This window comes from Pulveribacter suum, from assembly GCF_003013695.1.
Taxonomy (GTDB): Bacteria; Pseudomonadota; Gammaproteobacteria; order Burkholderiales; family Burkholderiaceae_C; genus Melaminivora; species Melaminivora suum.
This window is the reverse complement of the sequence record NZ_CP027792.1, coordinates 2564200-2585293: the sequence shown is the minus strand read 5'-3', so window position 1 is coordinate 2585293 and position 21094 is coordinate 2564200. Positions and strand designations below refer to the sequence as shown.

The 21094-nt window shown below is 70.9% G+C and carries 18 protein-coding genes and 1 pseudogene; 7 read left to right on the top strand and 12 right to left on the bottom strand.

Features of this window, described 5'->3' with window-relative positions:
• Positions 1 to 94: 94 nt before the first annotated feature.
• Positions 95 to 1384, bottom strand: a complete 1290-nt coding sequence (locus tag C7H73_RS11895; RefSeq protein WP_106846839.1) for a purine-cytosine permease family protein — start codon at positions 1382 to 1384, stop codon at positions 95 to 97.
• 266 nt (positions 1385 to 1650) lie between these two features.
• A complete protein-coding gene (locus C7H73_RS11890; RefSeq protein WP_106846838.1) occupies positions 1651 to 2055 on the bottom strand; it encodes a RidA family protein in 405 nt (134 codons plus the stop codon).
• A gap of 150 nt (positions 2056 to 2205) precedes the next feature.
• Between C7H73_RS11890 and C7H73_RS11885 the strand changes: the two genes are divergently transcribed.
• A complete protein-coding gene (locus tag C7H73_RS11885) occupies positions 2206 to 3135 on the top strand; it encodes a LysR family transcriptional regulator (protein WP_106846837.1) in 930 nt (309 codons plus the stop codon).
• Positions 3136 to 3186: 51 nt separating this feature from the next.
• On the opposite strand, the gene C7H73_RS11880 is transcribed toward C7H73_RS11885, so the two are convergent.
• From C7H73_RS11880 to C7H73_RS11850, 7 genes are all read right to left on the bottom strand, one after another.
• Positions 3187 to 4287: an NAD(P)/FAD-dependent oxidoreductase gene (locus tag C7H73_RS11880; protein WP_106846836.1), complete on the bottom strand. Its 1101-nt coding sequence runs from the start codon at positions 4285 to 4287 to the stop codon at positions 3187 to 3189.
• Between the two features lie 7 nt (positions 4288 to 4294).
• Positions 4295 to 4618, bottom strand: coding sequence for a ferredoxin FdxA (gene fdxA, locus C7H73_RS11875; protein WP_106846835.1), 324 nt, complete (start codon positions 4616 to 4618; stop codon positions 4295 to 4297).
• A gap of 137 nt (positions 4619 to 4755) precedes the next feature.
• Positions 4756 to 6141 carry a sulfate adenylyltransferase subunit 1 gene (locus C7H73_RS11870; RefSeq protein WP_106846834.1) on the bottom strand — a complete coding sequence of 462 codons (1386 nt, stop codon included), beginning with the start codon at positions 6139 to 6141 and terminating at the stop codon, positions 4756 to 4758.
• Positions 6141 to 7073: a sulfate adenylyltransferase subunit CysD gene (gene cysD / locus C7H73_RS11865; RefSeq protein WP_106846833.1), complete on the bottom strand. Its 933-nt coding sequence runs from the start codon at positions 7071 to 7073 to the stop codon at positions 6141 to 6143. The genes C7H73_RS11870 and cysD overlap by 1 nt, the downstream gene beginning before the upstream one ends.
• 67 nt (positions 7074 to 7140) lie before the next feature.
• Positions 7141 to 7791 carry a phosphoadenosine phosphosulfate reductase domain-containing protein gene (locus tag C7H73_RS11860; protein WP_106846832.1) on the bottom strand — a complete coding sequence of 217 codons (651 nt, stop codon included), beginning with the start codon at positions 7789 to 7791 and terminating at the stop codon, positions 7141 to 7143.
• Positions 7788 to 8183: a DUF934 domain-containing protein gene (locus C7H73_RS11855; RefSeq protein ID WP_106846831.1), complete on the bottom strand. Its 396-nt coding sequence runs from the start codon at positions 8181 to 8183 to the stop codon at positions 7788 to 7790. Before C7H73_RS11855 ends, C7H73_RS11860 begins: the two co-directional genes overlap by 4 nt.
• Before the next feature lie 20 nt (positions 8184 to 8203).
• Positions 8204 to 10000, bottom strand: coding sequence for a nitrite/sulfite reductase (locus tag C7H73_RS11850; RefSeq protein WP_106846830.1), 1797 nt, complete (start codon positions 9998 to 10000; stop codon positions 8204 to 8206).
• Positions 10001 to 10250: 250 nt separating this feature from the next.
• Here C7H73_RS11850 and C7H73_RS11845 point away from each other — a divergent pair, with 250 nt between their 5' ends.
• Positions 10251 to 10655, top strand: a complete 405-nt coding sequence (locus C7H73_RS11845; protein ID WP_106846829.1) for a hypothetical protein — start codon at positions 10251 to 10253, stop codon at positions 10653 to 10655.
• Between the two features lie 7 nt (positions 10656 to 10662).
• Here C7H73_RS11845 and mnmC read toward each other — a convergent pair.
• Positions 10663 to 12204: pseudogene (gene mnmC / locus C7H73_RS11840) on the bottom strand (FAD-dependent 5-carboxymethylaminomethyl-2-thiouridine(34) oxidoreductase MnmC); the annotation flags it as partial.
• Between the two features lie 394 nt (positions 12205 to 12598).
• On the bottom strand, positions 12599 to 12871 hold the full coding sequence (locus tag C7H73_RS11835; RefSeq protein WP_106846827.1) for an oxidative damage protection protein: 273 nt from the start codon (positions 12869 to 12871) through the stop codon (positions 12599 to 12601).
• 128 nt (positions 12872 to 12999) lie between these two features.
• On the opposite strand from C7H73_RS11835, the gene C7H73_RS11830 reads away from it, so the two are divergent.
• Positions 13000 to 14025: a sulfate ABC transporter substrate-binding protein gene (locus C7H73_RS11830; protein WP_106847655.1), complete on the top strand. Its 1026-nt coding sequence runs from the start codon at positions 13000 to 13002 to the stop codon at positions 14023 to 14025.
• Between the two features lie 86 nt (positions 14026 to 14111).
• On the opposite strand, the gene C7H73_RS11825 is transcribed toward C7H73_RS11830, so the two are convergent.
• Entirely contained in the window at positions 14112 to 14570 is a 459-nt protein-coding gene (locus C7H73_RS11825; protein WP_106846826.1) for a CopD family protein, read from the bottom strand.
• 129 nt (positions 14571 to 14699) lie between these two features.
• Between C7H73_RS11825 and C7H73_RS11820 the strand changes: the two genes are divergently transcribed.
• The 4 genes from C7H73_RS11820 (at position 14700) to C7H73_RS11805 (ending at position 21010) form a co-directional block, all read left to right on the top strand.
• Positions 14700 to 15059 (top strand): hypothetical protein, encoded by a 360-nt coding sequence (locus C7H73_RS11820; protein ID WP_106846825.1) that lies wholly within the window; start codon positions 14700 to 14702, stop codon positions 15057 to 15059.
• 114 nt (positions 15060 to 15173) lie between these two features.
• Positions 15174 to 16544: a TolC family protein gene (locus C7H73_RS11815; protein ID WP_106846824.1), complete on the top strand. Its 1371-nt coding sequence runs from the start codon at positions 15174 to 15176 to the stop codon at positions 16542 to 16544.
• Positions 16541 to 17863, top strand: coding sequence for an efflux RND transporter periplasmic adaptor subunit (locus C7H73_RS11810; protein WP_106846823.1), 1323 nt, complete (start codon positions 16541 to 16543; stop codon positions 17861 to 17863). Before C7H73_RS11815 ends, C7H73_RS11810 begins: the two co-directional genes overlap by 4 nt.
• A 15-nt stretch (positions 17864 to 17878) precedes the next feature.
• Complete coding sequence (locus C7H73_RS11805; RefSeq protein ID WP_106846822.1) at positions 17879 to 21010, top strand: CusA/CzcA family heavy metal efflux RND transporter; 3132 nt, start codon at positions 17879 to 17881, stop codon at positions 21008 to 21010.
• Positions 21011 to 21094: the final 84 nt, after the last annotated feature.

The window sequence follows — 21094 nt, the reverse complement described above, 5'->3', positions numbered from 1 at the left end:
GCTGCTATTCAAATGAGAGCTGCTGGCGGTTGATCCATGCGGGTTTCAAGATAAAAAACCTTGAACATGGCGCCGATCAAGCGCTGGCAGCTACTCAAACCATAGCAGGCCTGGCCGCGCGCCCCCGCGTCGCCCACGACAGGAGCAGGCACAGCGCCAGCGTGGGCAGGGCCGCGCCCATGCCTGGCACCAGGCGCGGGCCGGCGTGGTAGAAGGCCACGCCGGCCAGCCACAGCAGCACGGCCGGCCAGTGCACGGGCGCGGCGCGCGCCAGATCCACGCGCGCCGCCGCGCCGCCGGCCAGCCGCCCCAGCACCACGCCGAACAGCGGCACGAACACCGAGCTGAGCAGCAGCAAGAAGGGCTCCAGGCTGTGCATGGGCAGCAGCAGCGCCAGGCCCGTGCACAGCAGCGCGATGAGGATGCCGAAGCGCCGCACGCTGGTGCGCGGGCGCAGGGCGTGCGCCGAGACGGCGCCCGAGTACGCGTCGCCATAGGCGTTGTCCACCTCGTCGATCAGGATCAGCGACAGCGCGATCAGTCCGCCCTGGGCCAGCAGCAGCGCCGTCACCAGGTCCTGGCTGGGCAGCACCAGGGCGACCAGCACGCCCAGCCCATAGCACCACATGTTGGCCAGCGCGTAGCCGGCCCAGGTGGCGCGCAGCGCCGTGCGCCCATTGGTGCCGTGGCGCGCGTAGTCGGCCACCAGCGGCAGCCACGAAATCGGCATGGCAATCACCAGGTCCAGGGCCGACATCACGCCCATGCCGCCCGCGCCCGGGCGCTGCCACAGCTGCACCAGGCCCTGGGCCTGCGCCAGCGCAGCGAACTGCCAGGTCAGCCACAAGAGCGACAGCACCACCAGCGGCAGCGCCACGCGCGCGATGATGCGGCGCACCAGCTGCACCATGGAGCCGCTGAGCAGCAGCACCACCACGCCGCCCCACAGCAGCGTGGCCGGCACCGCCCAGGCGGCGCCCGCCATGGCGCCGGACTGCCGCCCCAGGGCCAGCGTGGCGTCGCGCATCACCACCAGCTCGAACGTGCCCCAGCCGATGAGCTGCACGATGTTCAGCCCGATGGGCAGGGCGGCGAAGCGCCGGCCATAGACGGCGTGCATCAGTCCGGCGCTGGCCAGGCCGCTGTCGCAGCCCAGCTTGGCGACCCAGCCGAGCGTGCCGGCGCCGATGAGCGAGCCGAGCACGATGACGATGAGCGCCTCCTGCGTGCCCAGTGCCGGCATGAGGTACGCCCCCACCTGCATGACCAGAAGGCCCACGCCCAGGCTGAACCACAGCGATGCATGGTCATGCCATTGGAAGACGCGCTGCTCGGCAGGCACCGGCGCAAGCGCATCGTTTGGGCGGATAGGGGTGGTGGGCATGCGGGCTCCGTGGCAGACGACAGGGCAGGGGCCGCAATGCGCCGTGCGGCGCCGAGGAAGACGGGGCCAATGGCACGGCGTGAAGGACAGCTTCCCTGCGCGAGGATGATCTCGGGCCCACGCGACCGAAGTCCGTGGGCACAGGTTCGAAGGGTGTGATCTCAGCCCCGCCCTCGGCGGGACACCCCTAGCTTGCTGCCTTGGGCAGCGGCGCGATTGTGCCACCTGGCACTGCGCTGCTGGTGGCTCGCGCGCTTGTCGCGCCGTCAGTGGTCCGCGCCCTGGGGCAGCCTGGCGATGACCTTGATCTCGAACTGAAAGCCGTACAGCCAGGTCACGCCGATGCCCGTCAGCGTGGGGTGGGGCGCAGGGCCCCAGTAGTCGGCGGCAACGGACCAGATCCGCTCGAAATGCGCTTCAGGGTCCACGATGAAGACGGTGGCGTCCACCACATCGTCGAAGGTGCAGCCGGCGGCGGCGAGGATGGCGTTCAGGTTCTCGAAGGCCCGCCGCACCTGCGCCTCCAGGTCGGGCTCGGGAGAGCCGTCCTCGCGGCTGCCGACCTGGCCCGAGACGAAGAGAAACCCGTTGGAGCGGATCGCGGGGGAGTAGCGGTTGCGCTCGTAGAGCGCCTGGCGGCCAGCGGGGAAGACGACGTCGCGTGGGGTCATGAAATGCCTTGCAGAGGGAGCGGCGCTGCCGCCCCGGGGTGGGTGAAAGCCTGGAATCTAGGGCCGCGCGGCCGCGCGATAAACAGGCAGTCGCACCCATCACTGTTCGTAAAATCCAAACAATCAAACACCAAGAAGGACTGACGAGCCATGGACCGCTTCGATGCGATGCAGGCGTTTGCCCGCGTGGTGGAGACCGGCAGCTTCACCAAGGCGGCGCAGACGCTGCACATGGGCCGGGCCACCGTGACGCAGCTGGTGCAGCAGCTGGAGGCCCGGCTGCGCGTGCGGCTGCTCCACCGCACCACCCGCCAGGTGAACGTCACCGCCGACGGGGCCGCGTACTACGAGCGCGTAGTGCGCCTGCTGGCCGAGCTGGACGATGCCGAGACCAGCCTGTCGGACGCGTCAACCCAGCCCCGGGGCCGGCTGCGCGTGGACGTGCCCAGCCCGTTCGCCCGCATGATCCTGGTGCCCGCCCTGCCGGCATTCCACGAGCGCTACCCCGACATCCAGCTCGATCTGGGCGTGAGCGACCGGGTGGTGGACCTGATCGGCGACCACGTGGACTGCGTGGTGCGTGGCGGGGCGGTCACCGACCAGTCGCTTGTCGCGCGGCATGTCGGCGACCTGCTGCTGGGCGCCTATGCCTCGCCCGGCTACCTGCAGCGGGTGGGCACGCCCGCCCATCCGCGCGAGGTGGAGGACTCGCAGCACCGCATCGTCGGCTTTCGCTCGGCGCGCACCGGCAAGCTGGTGCCCTGGGTGCTGCACCGCGGCGAGGAGCGCGCCGAGGTGCTGGGGCGCCATGTACTGACGGTGGACGACGGCAATGCCTACCTGGCCGCCGGGCTTGCCGGGCTGGGGGTGCTGTGGCTGCCGCACTACATGGCGCAGCCGCACGAGGCGCGCGGTGAGCTGGCGGCCGTGTTCGCCGAATGGCGCTCCGCGCCCATGCCGATGTACGTGGCGTTTCCGCCAAGCCGCCACGTCAGCGCCAAGCTGCGTGTGTTCATCGACTGGATCGTGGCGCTGCTGCATGAGCATGCGCCGGTGGGCGGGCGCCGCAGCGCGGCCTAGCACACCGCGGCGGCAAAACCGGCCGCGGCACCGGCGCCGCTGCGCGGGTGCTCAGTGCCCGGCCGGCTCGGCCAGCGGGGCCACGCCCAGCAGCGCATGCAGGCGCGTGCTGGTGGTGGTGTATTGCAGCGCCACCTTGTCGCCGCTCAGCCGTTCGGCGGCGGCAAAGGCCGCGAGGGTGGCCTCATGGAACCCGCACAGGATGAGCTTGCGCTTGCCCGGGTAGGTGTTGATGTCGCCCACGGCATAGATGCCCGGCACGCTGGTGGCGAACGTGGCGGTGTCCACCACGAGCTGCTTGCGCTCGATGGCCAGCCCCCAGTCGGCCACCGGGCCCAGGCGCGGCGAGATGCCCAGATAGACGAAGAGCCGGTCCAGCGGCAGGCGCTGCGATCCGCCCTCAGGACGGGCCAGCTGCAGTGCCGCCAGCGGGCCGCCTGCCGGCGCGTCCACGCCGGTGATCTGCCCAGCGGCGACGTGGATGCGGCCGGCGTCGCGCAGGGCCTGCAGGCGTGCCAGCAAGGCGGGCGCGGCCTGGAAGGCGTCGCGCCGGTGCAGCAAGGTCACGCTGGCAGGGGCGTGCGCGCCTTGGCGCTCGGCGCAGGCCAGCGCTGCGGCCACCGCAGCTTCATCGCCGCCATGCACGACGATGCGCAGCCCGGCTACCGACAGAACGCCAGGGGACGTATCGGGGCTGCCGGCCACGTCAGGGTGGTAAAGCACCTGCGTGCCCACAAACGCCTCGATACCCTCGGCCTTGACGGTGCGAGGCACGAAGGCGCCCACGCCGGCTGCGATGAACACGGTGCGCGCCAGCAGTTGCACGCCAGCCGTCGTGGCCAGCAGCACGCGGCCGTCGGCTTGCACCTCCAGGGTGGCGACCTGCTGTGCCAGGTGCTGCTGAGCGCCGAAAGGCGCGATCTGCCGCGTGAGCCGCTGCACCAGATCACGGCCCGTGCATACGGCCACGCCGGGAATGTCGTAGATGGGTTTGTCGGGGTACAGCTCGGCGCACTGGCCGCCCAGGTGCGGCAGGGCCTCGATCAGGTGGGCAGCGATGCCCTGCAGCCCGAGCTGGAACACCTGCCACAGCCCCACGGGGCCGGCGCCGATGACGACGGCGTCCACGCTCTGGGGCGGGGCACTGCTCATGCGTGGATCAGCGTTCGAGATACTGGAGCTTGTCCGGCTTGCCGTTCCACTCGTCGGCCTCGGGCAGCGCGCCCTTCCTCTTGGTGATGCTCTTGAACTTCGGCGTCAGGTCGGCGTTGAGCTTGATGTAGGGCAGCTGGTCGGCCGGCAGGTCTTCCTCGGCAAAGATGGCATTGGCCGGGCACTCGGGGATGCAGACGGCGCAGTCGATGCACTCGTCCGGGTCGATCACGAGGAAGTTCGGGCCTTCGCGGAAGCAGTCCACGGGGCACACGTCCACGCAGTCGGTGTATTTGCACTTGATGCAGTTCTCGGTGACGACGTGAGTCATGGGTGAGCTCTAGAGTTCTTGGGTATTCGGGATAGCCCGCAATTTTAGGCTGCAGGGCGGGGCAACCGGACGCCAGGCCATGGCCCGGGTCCGGTTACCTTGATTCGGATCAAGCTGCGAGGCCGCCTGGGCGCCGTTCAGCGCACCAGCACCGCGCCGGCCGTGCGGTGGCTGGCTGTGTCCACCAGGATCAGCGAGCCGGGCACGCGCGCATGGGTGAACGCGGCGGCGGGGATGGCCTCCTGCAGCTGCAGCTCGACGTGGCCGATGGCGCCCGGCTCCAGCGTGTCGGCCGCCTCTTGTGCCAGGGTGTGGATGTTCAGCCGGTGTGCCACGCGGCGCACGCGGGCCTTGACCCAGCGGTGGCCGTGCAGCGCCCAGTACACGCGCCCGGCGGCCAGCGGCTCGTCGTCCAGCCAGGCGACGGTGGCGGACAGCTCGCGCTGGCCGGGCCAGGCGGTGGTGGCGGCGGGACTATCGAAGTCGTCGTCGGCGGTGAGCGCGGGCACCGGCGCGGCCACGATCCAGTCGCCGCGCGAGACGTCCACCTCGCGGTCCAGCACCACGCCGGCGCTGGCGCCGGTGGCGGCGCTGGCCGGGCGGCGGGCGTGGTCCAGCACCTGGGCCACCTGGGCCGACTGCCCGCCGGGGAAGACCTGCACCGGCATGCCCGGCGCCACGCTGCCCGCGGCCACGCGGCCCCAGAAAACGCGCCGGCCCTGTGTGGTGTCGGCCGAGGCCGAGGCGGTCTTTTCCACCCACTGCACGGGCAGGGCCAGCGGCAGCTGCGCGTCGGCCGGCGTGCAGGGCAGGCGCTCGAGCAGCTGCAGCAGGGCCGGGCCGTCGTAGCCGCACCAGCCGGGCTCTCGCGCGGCCACGTTCCAGCCCTTGAGGGCAGAGATAGGCACGGTGGCGGCGACGCTCAAACCCGCCTCGTGCGCAAAGCGCGCCAGCGCCGCGCGGATGTGGCTGAAGGCCCGCTCGGGCTCGGCCACCGCGTCCAGCTTGTTCACGGCGAAGACCAGCGAATGCACGCGCAGCAGGTGCGCCAGCAGGGCGTGGCGGCGGGTTTGCGCCAGCAGCGCGGGCTCGGGCTGGCGCCAGTCCAGCTTGGTGGCGTCCACCAGCACCACGGCGCAGTCGGCCTGCGAGGCGGCGGTCACCATGTTGCGGGTGTACTGCTCGTGGCCGGGCGCGTCGCCGATGATGAACTTGCGCGCGGGCGTGGCGAAGTAGCGCCAGGCCACGTCGATGGTGATGCCCTGCTCGCGCTCGGCAGCCAGGCCGTCGGTGAGCTGGGCCAGGTCGGCCTCGCCCGAGCGCGATACGCCGGCCAGCTGGTCGGACAGCACGGCGCGGCTGTCCACCAGCAGGCGGCCAATCAGCGTGCTCTTGCCGTCGTCCACACTGCCGCAGGTGATGAAGCGCAGCGCGGTTTCATGGTCCAAAGTGGCTGCAGCGCTTGCCTGGTGCGCGCTGGCAGCTATTGTTTCGATAGTGTCCGGTGCGGTGGCGGTGGTCATCAGAAATACCCGTCCTTCTTGCGTTTTTCCATCGAGGCGTCGCTGGTCTTGTCGTCCATGCGCGTGGCGCCGCGCTCGCTGACTTCCGCGCTCAAGGTCTCGATGACGATCTCTGCGGCGCTGGCGGCGTCGCTTGCCACCGGGCAGGTGCAGGTGATGTCGCCCAGGGTGCGAAAGCGCACTGCGCGGGTTGCGACCTGCTCGCCGTCCCTGGCGGGGGTGAGCGGCGTGACGGGCACCAGCAGGCCGCGGCGCTCGACCACCTCGCGCGGGTGGCTGTAGTAGAGGCTGGGCAGCGCAATGGCCTCGCGCTCGATGTACTGCCAAACGTCCAACTCCGTCCAGTTGCTGATGGGAAAGACGCGGAAATGCTCGCCCGGTGCGATGCGGGTGTTGAACAGCGTCCACAGCTCGGGGCGCTGGGCCTTGGGCTGCCACTGGCCGAAGCTGTCGCGGTGCGAAAAGATGCGCTCCTTGGCGCGGGCCTTTTCCTCGTCGCGGCGGGCGCCGCCGATCAGCGCGTCGAAGCGGAATTCCTCGATGGCTTCGAGCAGCGTGACCGACTGGTGCGCGTTGCGCGGCTCGTCGGGGCGATTGAGGCGCACGGTGCCGCGGGCCATGGAATCTTCCACGCTGCGCACGATCAGCTGGGCGCCCAGCTCGGCCGCGCGCTGGTCGCGAAACTGCGTGACCTCGGGGAAGTTGTGCCCGGTGTCGATCATCAACAGCGGGTAGGGGATGTGGCCGGCGCCAAACGCTTTCTCGGCGCAGCGCAGCATGACGAGCGAATCCTTGCCGCCGGAAAACAGCAGGGCCGGGCGCTCGAAGGCGGCGGCGACCTCGCGCAGGATGAAGATGGTTTCTTCCTCCAGCGCATCCAGGTGGCGGTTGCTCAAGGTGCTCAGCACGTCGGGATCGACACGGGCGTTCATGATCCAGTTTCCAGTCAAATCAGGCTGCAACGCAGACGGGACAAGCGCTGGCAGCTATTGTTTTTATTCAGTGGGTTAAATGGAGACCGCACTCGCGCTGGGCCTCGCCCTTGGTCGGGTCCACGTAGTCGAAGTTGTTGGGCAGGCCGTGGTCCTGGCAGTACTGGTGCAGGTCGCGGGACGTCCAGTGCAGCAGCGGCGCGACCTTGATGAGGCCGTCGGGGTTGACGCTCACCGGCTCCATCTGCGCACGCACCGCGCTGTCGCTGGCGCGCAGCGCGGTGAACCAGACCTTGGGCGCGGTCTCGCGCAGGGCGCGGGCGAAGGGTTCGAGTTTGACCTCTTCGGTGAACGCGGCGTGGCGCGGGTCATCCAGCGCCGGCGCCGGGCCCTGCAGCGCCTCGCGGTGCGCGCGCGAGCGCAGCGGCAGGTAGGTGCGCAGGTTCAGCTTCAAGAGGCGAGTCACCTCGTCGGCGTAGCGGTAGGTGGCCTCGGTGTTGTAGCCGTTGTCCATCCAGATGACCGGCACATCGGGCTGAACCTGGGTGACCAGGTGCAGGATCACGGCCTCGAACGGGCGGAAGTTGGTGGTGACGATTGCCGGCTGATTGAGGCTTAGGGCCCAGCGCACCAGGGCGGGCGCGTCGCGGCCCAGCTCGGCGTTGACGTGGGCCAGATCCAGGCCCCGGTCCAGCTCCAGGGTGGCGCCGCCGCTCATGCCGCCTCCCGGGCGAACAGGGGGCGCGGCTCGTGCACGTCGCCCTGATAGAACGCCGAAAAGCGCGCGAACTGGCGCTCGGCGGCGGCCGGGTCCACGCCTTCGGCCAGCACGGCGCTGGAAAAGCCGCTGCGGTGCATGTGCACCAGCTGGTCGATCAGCACGTCGCCCGTGGCGCGGATGTCGCCCGCAAAGCGATAGCGGCGGCGCAGCAGCAGGGCCTGGGTGTAGGCACGGCCGTCGGTGAACTTGGGGAAGTGCAGTTCGATGGCCTGCACGCCGTCGAGCGCGCCGCTGGCGGCCAGCTCGGCCAGGTCGGCATCGTTCGCGATTGGCAGGCGTTTTTCGGCCTCAAGGCCCGTGGGATAAGCGCTGGCAGCTAGGATTTTCATCGTTGTCTCAGCCTCCGGTTTCAGTCCTGCTCGCTCAGGGCGGGCTCGTCGATCTTGGGGTGGCGCGCGCCGTTGGCGGCCGCCTTGAAGGGGTCGTGGCCCACGCGGCGCAGGACGTCGATGAACAGCTCGCCCGGCTTGCGCACGGTGCGAAAGACCTCCAGCACGGCCTCGATCACATCCGGCACCTCGGCCGCGTTGAACGACGGGCCGACCACCTTGCCGCCGATGGCCGGGCCCGACAGCTGCGAGCCGTCCGCCCCGCCCAGCGTGACCTGGTACCACTCCTTGCCGTCCTTATCCACGCCCAGGATGCCGATGTGGCCGCTGTGGTGGTGGCCGCAGCTGTTGATGCAGCCGCTCATGTGCAGGTCGATGGGTCCCAGGTCGAACAGCTCGTCCAGATCCTGGTAGCGCTCGGTAATCGCCGCGGCGATGTGCAGCGAGCGGGCGTTGGCCAGCGAGCAGAAATCCCCGCCGGGGCAGGCGATCATGTCCGTGAGCAGGCCGATGTTGGGCTGCGCCAGCCCCAGCTTGCGCGCGGCTTCGTACAGGGCGGGCAGGTCGCTTTGGTGCACCCAGGGCAGCAGCAGGTTCTGCTCGTGCGTCAGGCGCGCTTCGGCGGCGGAGAACTGCTCGGCCAGCTGCGCCAGCGCGTCCAGCGTATCGGCATCCGCATCGCCGGGCGCAAAGCCCACGCGCTTGAACGACAGCGTCACGGCGCACAGGCCGGGCAGGCGGTGCCCGCGCACGTTCTGGCGCAGCCAGCGCTGGTACAGCTGGCCCTGCGGGTCCACGCGCGAGGGCAGGCCCGCGGGCCGCAGTTCGGGAATGGCGAAGTGGCTGGTCACGCGGTCCAGCTCGGCCTGGGTGATGGTGTGCGGGGCGCCGTCCAGCTCGGTGATGGCCTTGAACTCCTGCTCCACCGCGTCGATGAAGCCCTGGCCCTCGGCCTTCACCAGGATCTTGATGCGGGCCTTCCACTTGTTGTCGCGCCGGCCGTAGCTGTTGTACGTGCGCACGATGGCCTCGATGTAGTTCAGCAGCTGCGGCCAGGGCAGAAAGTCGCGCACCACCGTGCCCACGATGGGCGTGCGGCCCATGCCGCCGCCCACCTTGACGGTGAAGCCGACGGCGCCCTGGGCATCGCGCACGGCCTGCAGGCCGATGTCGTACCAGCCAATCGCCGCGCGGTCTTCCAGCGCGCCGTTGAAGGCGATCTTGAACTTGCGCGGCAGGTAGGTGAACTCGGGGTGCAGCGAGCTCCACTGGCGCGTGATCTCTGCGAACGGGCGCGTGTCCACGATGCCGTCTTCCGCGATGCCCTCGTAGGCGTCGCAGGTGATGTTGCGGATGTCGTTGCCGCTGGTCTGGATGCCGTGCATGTGCACGCTGGCCAGCAGGTCCATCACGTCGGCCGCCTTGGACAGCGGGATCCAGTTGAACTGGCAGTTGGTGCGTGTGGTGAAGTGGCCGTAGCCGTACTTCAGCGGCTCGGCCGGCAGCGTCTGCCCGGGCTGCGACGCCTCCAGCGCGTCCTGCGTGGCTTGGGCGTGGGCCAGCAGCTCGGGCGTGGGGCGATCGTATTCGCGGGCGATGTGCGCCAGCATGCGCAGCTGGGTGCTGCTGATCTCGCCGTAGGGCACGGCAATGCGCGCCATGGGGGCGTAGCGCTGGATGTACCAGCCGTTTTGCAGGCGCAGGGGCAGCAGCTGCTCCTCGGTCAGCTCGCCGCGCTCCCAGCGCTCGAGCTGGTCGCGAAATTGCTGGGCGCGCAGCTGGACGAACTGGCGGTCGAATTCGGTGTACTGGTACATGGCGCGTGGTCTTGGGGTTCCAGGCCGCGCCGCGCCGGGGCTGAAAGCAGCAACCCGCCGCGGCACGCAATGGGCGGACTGTAGGCAAGGGTTCTATAAAACCAAACTACTGTTTTTCACTGCATATATATCTGCAGAAGCATATAAGGACGCGTTGCGTGTGCGGCGGCGCGGGCGCACACTGGCGCCCCGCCGCGCGCAGCCTGCCGCGGCGGGCCGGTCGTGAACGAGAACCTCAAGGAGCGGGGCCATGGCGTTCCTGCAAGAACTACAGGCGGGTGCCACCGTCTTCACCCAGCTGCGCTTTGGGGCGCTGGTGGTGTTTTCCATCGTGCTGCCCTGCGTGATCTATGGGCTGCTGCTGGCCAAGCGTTCGGTGTCGCCGCTGGTGGTGCTGTTTTTCGGGCTGCTGCTGGTGTTCATCGCGGGGGTCGATGTGTACCTGCTGCAGACCCTGGCTGCCGATGCGCGCGGCACGCTGTCCCGGGCGGACAACGCGCTGTTCACCTCCGAGGTGTCTGCCGCGCTGTACCTGCTGCCGGCGCTGGTCGGCGGGGTGGGCGTGAACGTGACCTCGCATGTGCTCATCCGCCACCTGTTCGGCGCGGAGCGGCGCTTCGAGCACGCGCAGGAAGAGGACGACAACCGGCGCTGACAGGCCTTCAATGCTGTGTGGGCAGCCGCTCGGTGCCCAGGGCCTGGGCCAGGCGGGCCTCCAGCGGCAGAGGTTCGCCCTGCAGCCGCGCGGCCAGCAGCTCGCCGCACAGCAGCGCCAGGGTCAGGCCGCGCGCGCCCATGGCGGTGCTGGCCCACAGGCCGGGCAGCGCCTGGGCATCGAGCGGGCCGACGATGGGCAGGCGGTCCGGCGCGGCGCAGCGCACCGCGGCCCAGGTGCGCACGGCCGCAGCCGGGCCGGGCGGCTGGGCAAAGGCGGGGGCGAGCGCCTCGGCCAGCGCCGGTTGCAGCACCTGCAGTTTGGCGAGGTTCTCGGCCCGGCCGGCCAGTGCGTCGGCCGCACTCACGGGCAGCTCGCCGCAACCCCGCTCGAAGGTCGAGCCCAGCACCCAGCCGGGCGCGCCCTGCGCGGCGGCCAGGGGCACCTGCGGCACCAGGTTGCCGTGGCCGTTGACGGGCTGCGGCGGCCAGGGCGCGCCGCCGGGCGCCTGGGCCTGTACGCCCCAGGCGATCTGGCCACGCAGCAGCTGCAGCGGCAGCGGCGTGCCGGAAACAAGAGCGCTGGCAGGGCCGGCGCAGACGACGGCCAGCGGGGCCGCTTCGGCCAGCGGGGCGTCGGCCTCGTCCAGCGCCAGCCATTGGCTACCGCGGCGGACGAGGCGCGCCACCCGCGCCTGGCCGCGCCACGTGATGCCCGGCGTGGCCAGCAGTGCGCCTATCAGCTGCGCCGGGCGCACCCAGCCGCCGCGCGCGTGCCAGCAGGCGGGCGTGGCGGGCGGCAGGTGGCTTTGCGCGAGCTGCTGCGCCGTGGCCGGGCGGCTCCAATCCAGGCCGGGGCCGTCGCTCCAGGCCAGGCGCGGCGGGGCCTCTGCGTCGTGCTCCAGCACGCCGGTTTCCTGCCAGTCGGTGCCCTGGGTATCTGGCAGCAGGTGGGCGAGGGTTTGCAGCGTGGTGCGCACGCCAGCGCGCGACAGGCGCGACAGCAGGCTGTCGTCGGGCGAAACGTGCGAGGCAAACACGCCCGCAGGCAGGCCGGAGGCGCCGGCTGCCGGCCCGGCGGCAGCGTCCAGCACCGTCACGCGCCAGCCGCGGCTCGCCAGGCTGGCGGCCACGGCGCTGCCGGCCAGGCCTGCGCCGATGACCAGGCAGTGGCCGGGCTCGGCGCGATCTGCCAGGGCCGCGTGTGCCAGGGGCGGGCGGCCGGGGCGCGGCTGCCAGGGCGGGTCGAAGGTGGCGAGCAGGTCGCCGCCTGGCGCTGCCGGGCCGTGCTTCGCGTGCAGGGCAAAGCCGGTGGTCGCCAGCAGGCCCTGCACCTCAGGCGGCATGCTGCGGGCGGCCAGGCGCGTGCCGCGGCGGCAGCAGCGGGCCACGGCCTTGAGCGTGTGCAGGGCGCCCGGGCCGTGCGCCAGGGCGGCGCCGTTCAGATAGACCGAGTCGGCCAGGGGCTGCTGCTGGCGCAGCAGTGCCTGGGGCTCGCCTACCAGCAGCGTGAGCAGCACGTGGCCGCCTTCGAAGGCCAGGCGGTGCACGCCGGGCAGCAGGCCCCAGCACTGCTCGGCCAGTTTTTGCGCGAAGGGCTGGAGTTCGGGGTACGGGTGCGCGGCGCGCAGGATTTCGCCGGCGTCCAGCAGGCACGGGTCACAAGCGACGACGTGCAGCAGGCGCGGGCGCTGCGGGTCGGCGCACCAGGCGGCCCAGGTGGCCAGGAAGGCCAGGCCGGCGGGGCAGCCCAGGGTGAGGACGCGCCACTGGGCGCGGCCGGACCATGCGGCGGGCAGGTCGCAGCCGGTGAGGAGGGACGAGGGAGGGGCCAGAGGAGGAAGGGGTCAGATCAGCGCTGGGCGGGACGCAGCCCGCCGCGGCGTCTGCGCCGCTGCAAAGAAGTGGTTTTGGCGAAACCGCTTTTCGCAGCGCTTCATTGCATTACGCGCTGGGCGGGACGTAGCCCGCCGCGGCGTCTGCGCCGCCGCCGAAGAAATGATTTTCCATCTGCCGGGCCAGGTACTGGCGGGCACGCGCGTCCGCCAGGTTCAGGCGGTTTTCGTTCACCAGCATGGTCTGGTGCTTGAGCCAGTCGCCCCAGGCCTTCTTGCTCACGTTGTCGTAGATGCGCTTGCCCAGGTCGCCGGGGTAGGGCGGAAAGTCGAGGCCTTCGGCTTCCTGGCCGAGCTTGATGCAGTGGACGGTGCGTGCCATGGGGAATATGTTCCTGCGTAAAAGTTCTCAGTCATTAAACGAATAACGAACTGATTTCTTATTGGTTTCAGTTTGCTGGGGCGGCTTCCAGAATGCGCTGCATCTCTTCCAACGCACAGAAAGCAGCCGTGAAAAATCGCCGTCACTTTATCAAGTTTCCCCTGGCAGCCGCCGCCTTTGCCGCCACGCTGGGCACGGTCATTGCCCTGCCCGCGCTGGCCCAGGGCGCGCAGTTCCTGAACGTGTCCTACGACCCGACGCGCGAGCTGTACGCCGAATACAACCAGGCCTTTGCCCGCCACTGGAAGGCAAAGACCGGCCAGGACGTGCAGTTCAGGCAGTCGCACGGCGGCTCGGGCAAGCAGGCGCGCTCCATCATCGACGGCATCGACGCCGACGTGGCCACGCTGGCCTTAGGGGGGGATGTGGACGCGCTGGCCCGCCACGGCCTGCTGGCCCCCGACTGGCAAAAGCGCCTGCCGCACAACTCGGCGCCCTACACCTCGACCATCGTGTTCCTGGTCAAGAAGGGCAACCCCAAGGGCCTGAAGGACTGGGGCGACCTGGCCAGGCCGGGCGTGCAGGTCATCACGCCCAACCCCAAGACCAGCGGCGGCGCGCGCTGGAACTATCTGGCGGCGTGGGAGTTCGCCAGGCGCACCTACGGCGGCGACGCGCAGGCCCGGGACTTCGTGGGCAAGCTCTACAAGAACGTGCCGGTGCTGGACACCGGCGCGCGCGGCTCGACCATCACCTTCGTGCAGCGCGGCGTGGGCGACGTGCTGCTGGCCTGGGAGAACGAGGCCTTCCTGGCGATCAAGGAGTTTGGCCAGGGCAAGTTCGAGATCGTCGTGCCCTCGATCTCCATCCTGGCCGAGCCCACGGTGGCCGTGGTGGACAAGGTGGTGGACAAGAAGGGCTCGCGCGCCCTGGCCGAGGAATACCTCAGGCACCTGTACTCCGACGAGGGCCAGGAGATCGCCGGCAAGAACTACTACCGGCCCACGAGCGAGAAGGCGAAGGCGAAGTTCGACGCGCAGTTCCCCAAGCTCACGCTGGTGACCATCGACCAGGCCTTCGGCGGCTGGGCCAAGGCCGACAAGGAGCACTTCGCCGACGGCGCCAGCTTCGACCAGATCTACACCAAGCGCTGATCGCAGTATTGGTGAAAAAGGCCTCCAGCGCTTGTGGAGCAAGCGCTGGCAGCTATCAAAAAAGTAGTAAGAAAACGGCGGCTATCTCACCACAGCAACACCACCGCCACGATGGCCGTGCCCAGCGCCAGGTTCACGCCCACCCCGGTGCGCATGCGGGCCAGCGCCGCGCCGCCCGCGGCCCAGTCGGCGGCGGCGACGGCCGCGTCCAGGCGCGACAGCACGGCGAAGTACAGGTAGCCGAAGAGGGCCATCATCAACAGGCCCGCGCCGATCATGAAGTGCCAGTCGCGCGGCATGGAAAATGCCCCGCCCGAGCCGATGCTGACCATGCCGATCATGGCCAGGCCGGTGGTCAGCACGACCACGACGGACGCCGCCACGGCGGTCAGAAAGCGCTGCAGCACGGCGTGCATCAGCGGCACGCGCTGCTCGGGCGCCAAGCCCTGCGCGGCCGGGCGCAGGAAGAAATGGGCAAACACCATGCCGCCCACCCAGACGATGATGGACAGCACGTGCAAGAGTTTGAGGGCGTTGTAGAGCATGCGAAGGCCGCTGCGGCGCGGCAGGAGGGAGTGGACAGTGGCGCGCATTGTGCCCACGCCATGGCGCCCAAGACCCGACGCGCAGCGCGCTTATTCGCGGCCCTATCGGCGCATTAGAATGCGCGCCCTATGCGTTTTTGGCTGACCCTGTTGCTGACGGTTTTGCTGCCGCTGCAGCTCAGCTGGGCGCAGGCGGCTGCCTACTGCCGCCATGACGCGCCGCATGGCACGGCGCACCAAGGCCACCACCAGCACCGCCAGCATGGGCCGGGGCAGGTCGGTGAAGCCTCGGGCGGCGAATCCCGGCTGACGGACCTGGACGCCGACTGCAGCGCCTGCCATGCCGCCTGCGCCAGCGCCTTGCCCGCGCACCTGTGCCCGTTCGCGGGGGCCGCAGAGACACCGGGCCTGCCGGCCGCCACGCCGCCGCCGCGCTACTCGCACACCTGCGCCCCGCCCGACCGCCCCAACTGGCGCGCGCCCGCCTGAGGCGCGCGGCGGCTCCTTCCGCCTGAATTTCCTGGCTTTTCCGCCCTGCGCGGGAAGGCCCGTTCCGCGTGCCGATGAGTTTTTGCCTTTTTCCATCACTCTCGGACTTTTTGGATGACACACCCTTTTCAAAGGCTGCGCGTGCCCCTGGCCGCCAGCCTGCTGGCCTGCGCGCCGCTGGCGCAGGCCCAGCCCGCAGGCGCGCCGCTGCCCGCGCCGGCTGGCGCTGCCGCCCCCGCGACCGGCGCGCCCGCGCCGGCCGTGCTGACGCTGGAGCAGGCGCTGGCCGCCGCGCTGCAGGCCAGCCCGCTGCTGGCCGCCGCGCAGCATGACGTGCGCGCCAGCGAGGCCGCGCAGCAGCAGGCCCAGGCGCGGCCCAACCCGGTGCTGGAGCTGCAGCTGGAGGACACGCGCGCGGCCACGCGCACCACCACGGTGGCGCTGTCGCAGGCGCTTGAACTCGGCGGCAAGCGCCAGGCGCGCCAGGCCGTGGCGCAGCAGGGCGCCGCCCTGGCGCGCGCCGCGCTGCACATGCGCCGCGCCGAGCTGCGCGCGGACGTCATGGCGGCCTATTACGAGCTGCAAATCGGCGCGCAGCGCCAGCTGCAAGCCGAGCAGGCGCACGCCCTGGCCGAGCGCGCCAGCACCGCCGCCCGCCGGCGCGTGGCCGCCGGCAAGGCGCCCCCGCTGGAGGAAGGCCGCGCCCAGGCGGCCGAGGCCACGGCGCGGCTGCAGCAGCTGCAGGCCGGCCAGGCGCAGCGCGCCGCCTGGCTCCGGCTGCGCACGCTGATGGGCCAGGGGGGCGGGGACTACGACGATGTGCCCCTGCCCGGCCTGGCGCCGGCCTGGCCGAGCGCCGCCGTGACGGGCGACGCCCTGCAGCGCGTGGCCCAGGCCCCGGCGCTGGTGCAGGCGCGCCTGGAGGTGCAGCGCCTGCAGGCGCTGGTGCAGGTGGAGCAGGCCAGGCAAACGCCCGACGTCACGCTGAGCGTGGGCGCCAAGCGCGCCGCCGAGCTGCAGCGCACGCAGTGGGTGCTGGGCCTGTCCGTGCCCCTGCCGCTGCTGGACCGCAACCAGGGCGCCCTGCAGGAGGCCCTGGCCCGCGAGGACCAGGCGCGCGAGCAGCTGCGCGCCACCGAGCTGCGCGTGCGCGAAGAGGTGCAGCAGGCGCTGCGCCGCCATGCGCTGGCCGACGCCGAGCTGCAGATGCTGCAGGCCCAGGTGCTGCCGGCCTCGCGCGAGGCGTTCGAGCTGGCCGTGCGCGGCTTCGAGCTGGGCAAGTTCGCCCTGCTGGACGTGCTGGACGCCCAGCGCAGCCTGCAGCAGGCTCAAGGCCAGCAGCTGGAAGCGCATGCCCAGCAGCTGCGCGCCGCCGCCGAGCTGCAGCGCCTGCTGGGCGAGCCGCCCGGTCCGGCGTCCACCACCACCACCGACGACCCCGCCACCCTTCTTCCCGCCCGCTCCGCCGCCGGAGACCGCTCATGAACCAAACCTCCCACGAACCCCGCGCGCGCCAGCGCCTGTCCCGCCGGCATGCGCTGGCCATTGCCCTGCTGGTGCTGGCCGGCGTGGCCGGCGCTGCCCTGATCCTGCGCCCGCAGCCGGCGCAGCCCGCCGCCGCGGTCGAAGCTGCGGCCGGCCACGAGAAGGATGGCCACGAGAAGGATGGCCATGGGGACGATGACGCCAAGGGCGCGCATGGCAAGGACGCAAAGAAGGCCGAGAGCCCTGAGCACGGCGGCGGCGAGCACGGTGACAAGCACGGCGACGAAGAACCCGCCCGCGTGCAGCTGAGCGACGCGCAGCTGGCCGCCGCCGGCGTCGAGCTGCAGGCCGCCGGCCCGGCGGGCATCGCCAGCGTGCTGCGACTGCCTGGCGAGATCCGCCTGAACGAAGACCGCACGGCGCACATCGTGCCGCGCGCGGCCGGCGTGGTGGAGAGCGTGTCGGCCAGCGTCGGCCAGCAGGTGCGCCGCGGCCAGGTGCTGGCGGTGCTCTCCAGCAGCGCCGTCTCCGAGCTGCGCGCGGAGTTGCAGTCGGCGCGCCGCCGCCGCGAGCTGGCGCGCGCCACCTACGAGCGCGAGACCCAGCTGTGGGAAGAAAAGATCTCCGCCCGCCAGGACATGCTGCAGGCCCGCCAGGCCTGGCAGGAAAGCGACATCGCCGTGGCCAACGCCACGCACAAGCTGCGCGCCCTGGGCGCGGCGCCCGACAGCGCCGACCTGGCCCGCATCGAGCTGCGCGCGCCGTTTGATGGCGTGGTGGTGGAGCGCCACCTGACGCTGGGCGAGGCCGCGCGCGAGGACACCAGCGCCTTCACCGTGGCCGACCTGGGCACGGTGTGGGCGCAGGTCAGCGTGGCCGCGCACGAGCTGGCGCAGGTGCGCGTGGGCGAGAGCGCCACCGTGCGCGCCGGCGCCTCGCAGGCCAGCGCGCAGGGCGAGATCTCCTACGTCAGCGCCCTCATGGGCGAGCAAAGCCGCGCGGCCACCGCCCGCGTCACGCTGCCCAACCCGGCAGGGGCCTGGCGGCCGGGGCTGTTCGTGAACGTGGAAGTCATCACGCAGCAGGCGCAGGTGCCGGTGGCCGTGCTCGGCAGCGCGCTGCAAAGCCAGGACGGGCGCAGCGTGGTCTTCGTGCGCCAGGGCGAGGCCTTCGTGGCCCAGGCCGTGCAGACCGGGCGCAGCGACGAGCGCATGACCGAGATCGTGCAGGGCCTGCCGGCCGGCGCGGTGTATGCGGCGCAGGGCAGCTTCATCGTCAAGTCAGAGCTGGGCAAGGGCTCGGCGGCGCACGAGCATTGATGGAGCGCACGCAACATGTTTGAACGCATCATTCGCTTTGCCATCGAGCAGCGCTGGCTGGTCTTGCTGACCGTGCTGGGCATGGCGCTGCTGGGCGCCTACAACTACCAGCGCCTGTCCATCGACGCGGTGCCCGACATCACCAACGTGCAGGTGCAGGTGAACACGCCCGCGCCCGGCTATTCGCCGCTGGAGACCGAGCAGCGCATCACCTTCCCCATCGAGACCGCCATGGCCGGCCTGCCCGGGCTGCTGGAGACGCGCTCGACCTCGCGCTACGGCCTGTCGCAGGTCACGGCCATCTTCCGCGACGGCACCGACGTGTACTTCGCCCGCCAGCTGGTCAACGAGCGGCTGCAGTCCGCCCTGGGCCAGCTGCCGCCGGGCGTGCAGCCGGCGGCCGGGCCGATCTCCACAGGCCTGGGCGAGATCTTCCTGTGGATCGTGGAGGCCGAGGAGGGCGCGCGCAAGGCCGACGGCACGCCGTACTCGCCCACCGACCTGCGCGAGATTCAGGACTGGATCATCAAGCCGCAGCTGCGCAACGTGCCCGGGGTGACAGAGATCAACACCATCGGCGGCTGGGCCAAGGAGTACCAGATCGCCCCCGACCCGCAGCGCCTGGCGGCGTTCGGCCTGTCGCTGGCCGACCTGGTCAACGCGCTGCAGCAAAACAACGCCAACGTGGGCGCCGGCTACATCGAGCGGCGCGGCGAGCAGTACCTGGTGCGCGCGCCCGGCCAGGTGCGCGGCACGCAGGACCTGGGCGAAGTGGTGCTGGCCGTGCGCGGCGCCACGCCGGTGCGCGTGCGCGACGTGGCCCAGGTGCAGCTGGGCCAGGAGCTGCGCACCGGCGCGGCCACCGACAACGGCCGCGAGGTGGTGCTGGGCACGGTGTTCATGCTGATCGGCGAGAACAGCCGCAGCGTGGCCCAGGCCGTGGCGCGCAAGATGGAGGAGATCAACCGCGGCCTGCCCGAGGGCGTGCGCGCCGTCACGGTCTATGACCGCACGGTGTTGGTGGACAAGGCCATCGCCACGGTCAAGAAGAACCTGCTGGAAGGCGCGGTGCTGGTGATCGCGGTGCTGTTCCTGTTCCTGGGCAACATCCGCGCGGCGCTCATCACGGCGGCGGTCATCCCGCTGTCCATGCTGTTCACATTCACCGGCATGGTCAGCCAGAAGGTCAGCGCCAACCTGATGAGCCTGGGCGCGCTGGACTTCGGCATCATCGTGGACGGCGCGGTGGTCATCGTGGAAAACTGCGTGCGCCGCCTGGCCCACGCGCAGGAGCGCCACGGCCGCCCGCTCACGCGCACCGAGCGCTTCCACGAGGTCTATGCCGCCTCGCGCGAGGCGCGCCGCGCGCTGCTGTTCGGCCAGCTAATCATCATGATCGTGTACCTGCCGATCTTTGCCCTGGGCGGGGTGGAGGGCAAGATGTTCCATCCCATGGCGCTGACAGTGGTGATCGCGCTGCTGTCGGCCATGGTGCTGTCGGTGACCTTCATCCCGGCAGCGGTGGCGCTGTTCATCGGCGAGCGCGTGGCCGAGAAGGAAAACCGCCTGATGCGCTGGGCGCGCAGCGCCTATGCGCCGCTGCTCGATGCAGTGCTGGCGGCGCGCGCCGTCACGCTGACGGCCGCGGCCGTCGCCGTAGTGCTGGCCCTGCTGCTGGCTGCGCGGCTGGGCAGCGAGTTTGTGCCCAGCCTGAACGAGGGCGACTTCGCTATCCAGGCGCTGCGCGTGCCGGGCACCAGCCTCACGCAGTCGGTGCAGATGCAGCAGCAGCTGGAATCGCGCCTGAAGGCCCAGTTCCCCGAGATCGAGCGCGTGTTTGCACGCACCGGCACGGCGGAGATTGCCTCGGACGCCATGCCGCCCAACATCTCGGACGGCTACGTGATGCTCAAGCCCGAGAGCCAGTGGCCGCGGCCGCGCAAGAGCCGCGACGAGCTGCTGGCCGCCATCCAGCAGGCGGCCGCCGAGGTGCCGGGCAGCAGCTACGAGTTCTCGCAGCCCATACAGCTGCGCTTCAACGAGCTGATCTCGGGCGTGCGCAGCGACGTGGCCGTGAAGATCTTCGGCGACGACATGCAGGTGCTCGAGCGCAGCGCGCAGCAGGTGGCGCAGGTGCTGGCCGCCGTGCCCGGCGCCACCGAGGTCCGGGTGGAGCAGACCACCGGCCTGCCCATGCTCAGCGTCAACATCGACCGCGAGCGCGCCGCGCGCCACGGCCTGAACATCGCCGACGTGCAGGCCACGCTGGTCACGGCGGTGGGCGGGCAAAACGCCGGCACCATGTTCGAGGGCGACCGGCGCTTTGACATCGTGGTGCGCCTGCCCGAGCAGCTGCGCGGCGACCTGCAGGCCCTGCAGAGCCTGCCGATTGCGCTGCCAGGCGCGCGCGACGCCAGCGGCCGGGCGCTGTTCATCCCGCTGTCGGAGGTGGCGCGCCTGGAGCTGTCGCCCGGGCCCAACCAGGTCAGCCGCGAAAACGGCAAGCGGCGCATCGTCGTCAGCGCCAACGTGCGCGGGCGCGACCTGGGCGGCTTCGTGGCAGACGCGCAGACGGCCCTGGCCACCACGCGGCTGCCCGCCGGCTACTGGACGGCCTGGGGCGGGCAGTTCGAGAACCTGCAGTCGGCCACCCGGCGGCTGCAGCTGGTGGTGCCGGTGGCGCTGCTGTTGGTGTTTGCGCTGCTGTTTGCCATGTTCGGCAATGCGCGCGACGGGCTGATCGTCTTCACCGGCATCCCGTTCGCGCTCACCGGCGGCGTGCTGGCGCTGTGGCTGCGCGGCATTCCGCTGTCGATCACGGCGGCGGTGGGCTTCATCGCGCTGTCGGGCGTGGCGGTACTCAACGGGCTGGTGATGATTGCCTTCATCCGCAATCTGCAAAGCGAAGGCATGCCGCTGATGCAGGCCATCCGCGAAGGTGCGCTGGCGCGGCTGCGCCCGGTGCTGATGACGGCGCTGGTGGCCTCGCTGGGCTTCGTGCCCATGGCGATCGCCACCGGCACCGGCGCCGAGGTGCAGCGCCCGCTGGCGACGGTGGTGATTGGCGGCATCCTGTCGTCCACGCTGCTGACGCTGCTGGTGCTGCCGGTGCTGTACCGGCTGGTGCACCGGCGCGACGAGGACTGAGCCGGCCCGGGCGCTGCGGGCGGGCCGCTGGTTGCTATGGTTTACATAGCTGCCAGCGCAAGCCCAGAAAGCGCTAGAGGCCGA

What these genes read in the sequence shown, in the direction of transcription:
- C7H73_RS11870 (WP_106846834.1), bottom strand. Translation starts at nt 6,141, where the DNA reads ATGACCACCGCCACCGCACCGGACACTATCGAAACAATAGCTGCCAGC.
- C7H73_RS11885 (WP_106846837.1), top strand. Translation starts at nt 2,206, where the DNA reads ATGGACCGCTTCGATGCGATGCAGGCGTTTGCCCGCGTGGTGGAGACC.
- C7H73_RS11845 (WP_106846829.1), top strand. Translation starts at nt 10,251, where the DNA reads ATGGCGTTCCTGCAAGAACTACAGGCGGGTGCCACCGTCTTCACCCAG.
- C7H73_RS11850 (WP_106846830.1), bottom strand. Translation starts at nt 10,000, where the DNA reads ATGTACCAGTACACCGAATTCGACCGCCAGTTCGTCCAGCTGCGCGCC.
- C7H73_RS11895 (WP_106846839.1), bottom strand. Translation starts at nt 1,384, where the DNA reads ATGCCCACCACCCCTATCCGCCCAAACGATGCGCTTGCGCCGGTGCCT.
- C7H73_RS11855 (WP_106846831.1), bottom strand. Translation starts at nt 8,183, where the DNA reads ATGAAAATCCTAGCTGCCAGCGCTTATCCCACGGGCCTTGAGGCCGAA.
- fdxA (WP_106846835.1), bottom strand. Translation starts at nt 4,618, where the DNA reads ATGACTCACGTCGTCACCGAGAACTGCATCAAGTGCAAATACACCGAC.
- C7H73_RS11820 (WP_106846825.1), top strand. Translation starts at nt 14,700, where the DNA reads ATGCGTTTTTGGCTGACCCTGTTGCTGACGGTTTTGCTGCCGCTGCAG.
- C7H73_RS11890 (WP_106846838.1), bottom strand. Translation starts at nt 2,055, where the DNA reads ATGACCCCACGCGACGTCGTCTTCCCCGCTGGCCGCCAGGCGCTCTAC.
- cysD (WP_106846833.1), bottom strand. Translation starts at nt 7,073, where the DNA reads ATGAACGCCCGTGTCGATCCCGACGTGCTGAGCACCTTGAGCAACCGC.
- C7H73_RS11810 (WP_106846823.1), top strand. Translation starts at nt 16,541, where the DNA reads ATGAACCAAACCTCCCACGAACCCCGCGCGCGCCAGCGCCTGTCCCGC.
- C7H73_RS11835 (WP_106846827.1), bottom strand. Translation starts at nt 12,871, where the DNA reads ATGGCACGCACCGTCCACTGCATCAAGCTCGGCCAGGAAGCCGAAGGC.
- C7H73_RS11880 (WP_106846836.1), bottom strand. Translation starts at nt 4,287, where the DNA reads ATGAGCAGTGCCCCGCCCCAGAGCGTGGACGCCGTCGTCATCGGCGCC.
- C7H73_RS11805 (WP_106846822.1), top strand. Translation starts at nt 17,879, where the DNA reads ATGTTTGAACGCATCATTCGCTTTGCCATCGAGCAGCGCTGGCTGGTC.
- C7H73_RS11860 (WP_106846832.1), bottom strand. Translation starts at nt 7,791, where the DNA reads ATGAGCGGCGGCGCCACCCTGGAGCTGGACCGGGGCCTGGATCTGGCC.
- C7H73_RS11815 (WP_106846824.1), top strand. Translation starts at nt 15,174, where the DNA reads ATGACACACCCTTTTCAAAGGCTGCGCGTGCCCCTGGCCGCCAGCCTG.
- C7H73_RS11825 (WP_106846826.1), bottom strand. Translation starts at nt 14,570, where the DNA reads ATGCTCTACAACGCCCTCAAACTCTTGCACGTGCTGTCCATCATCGTC.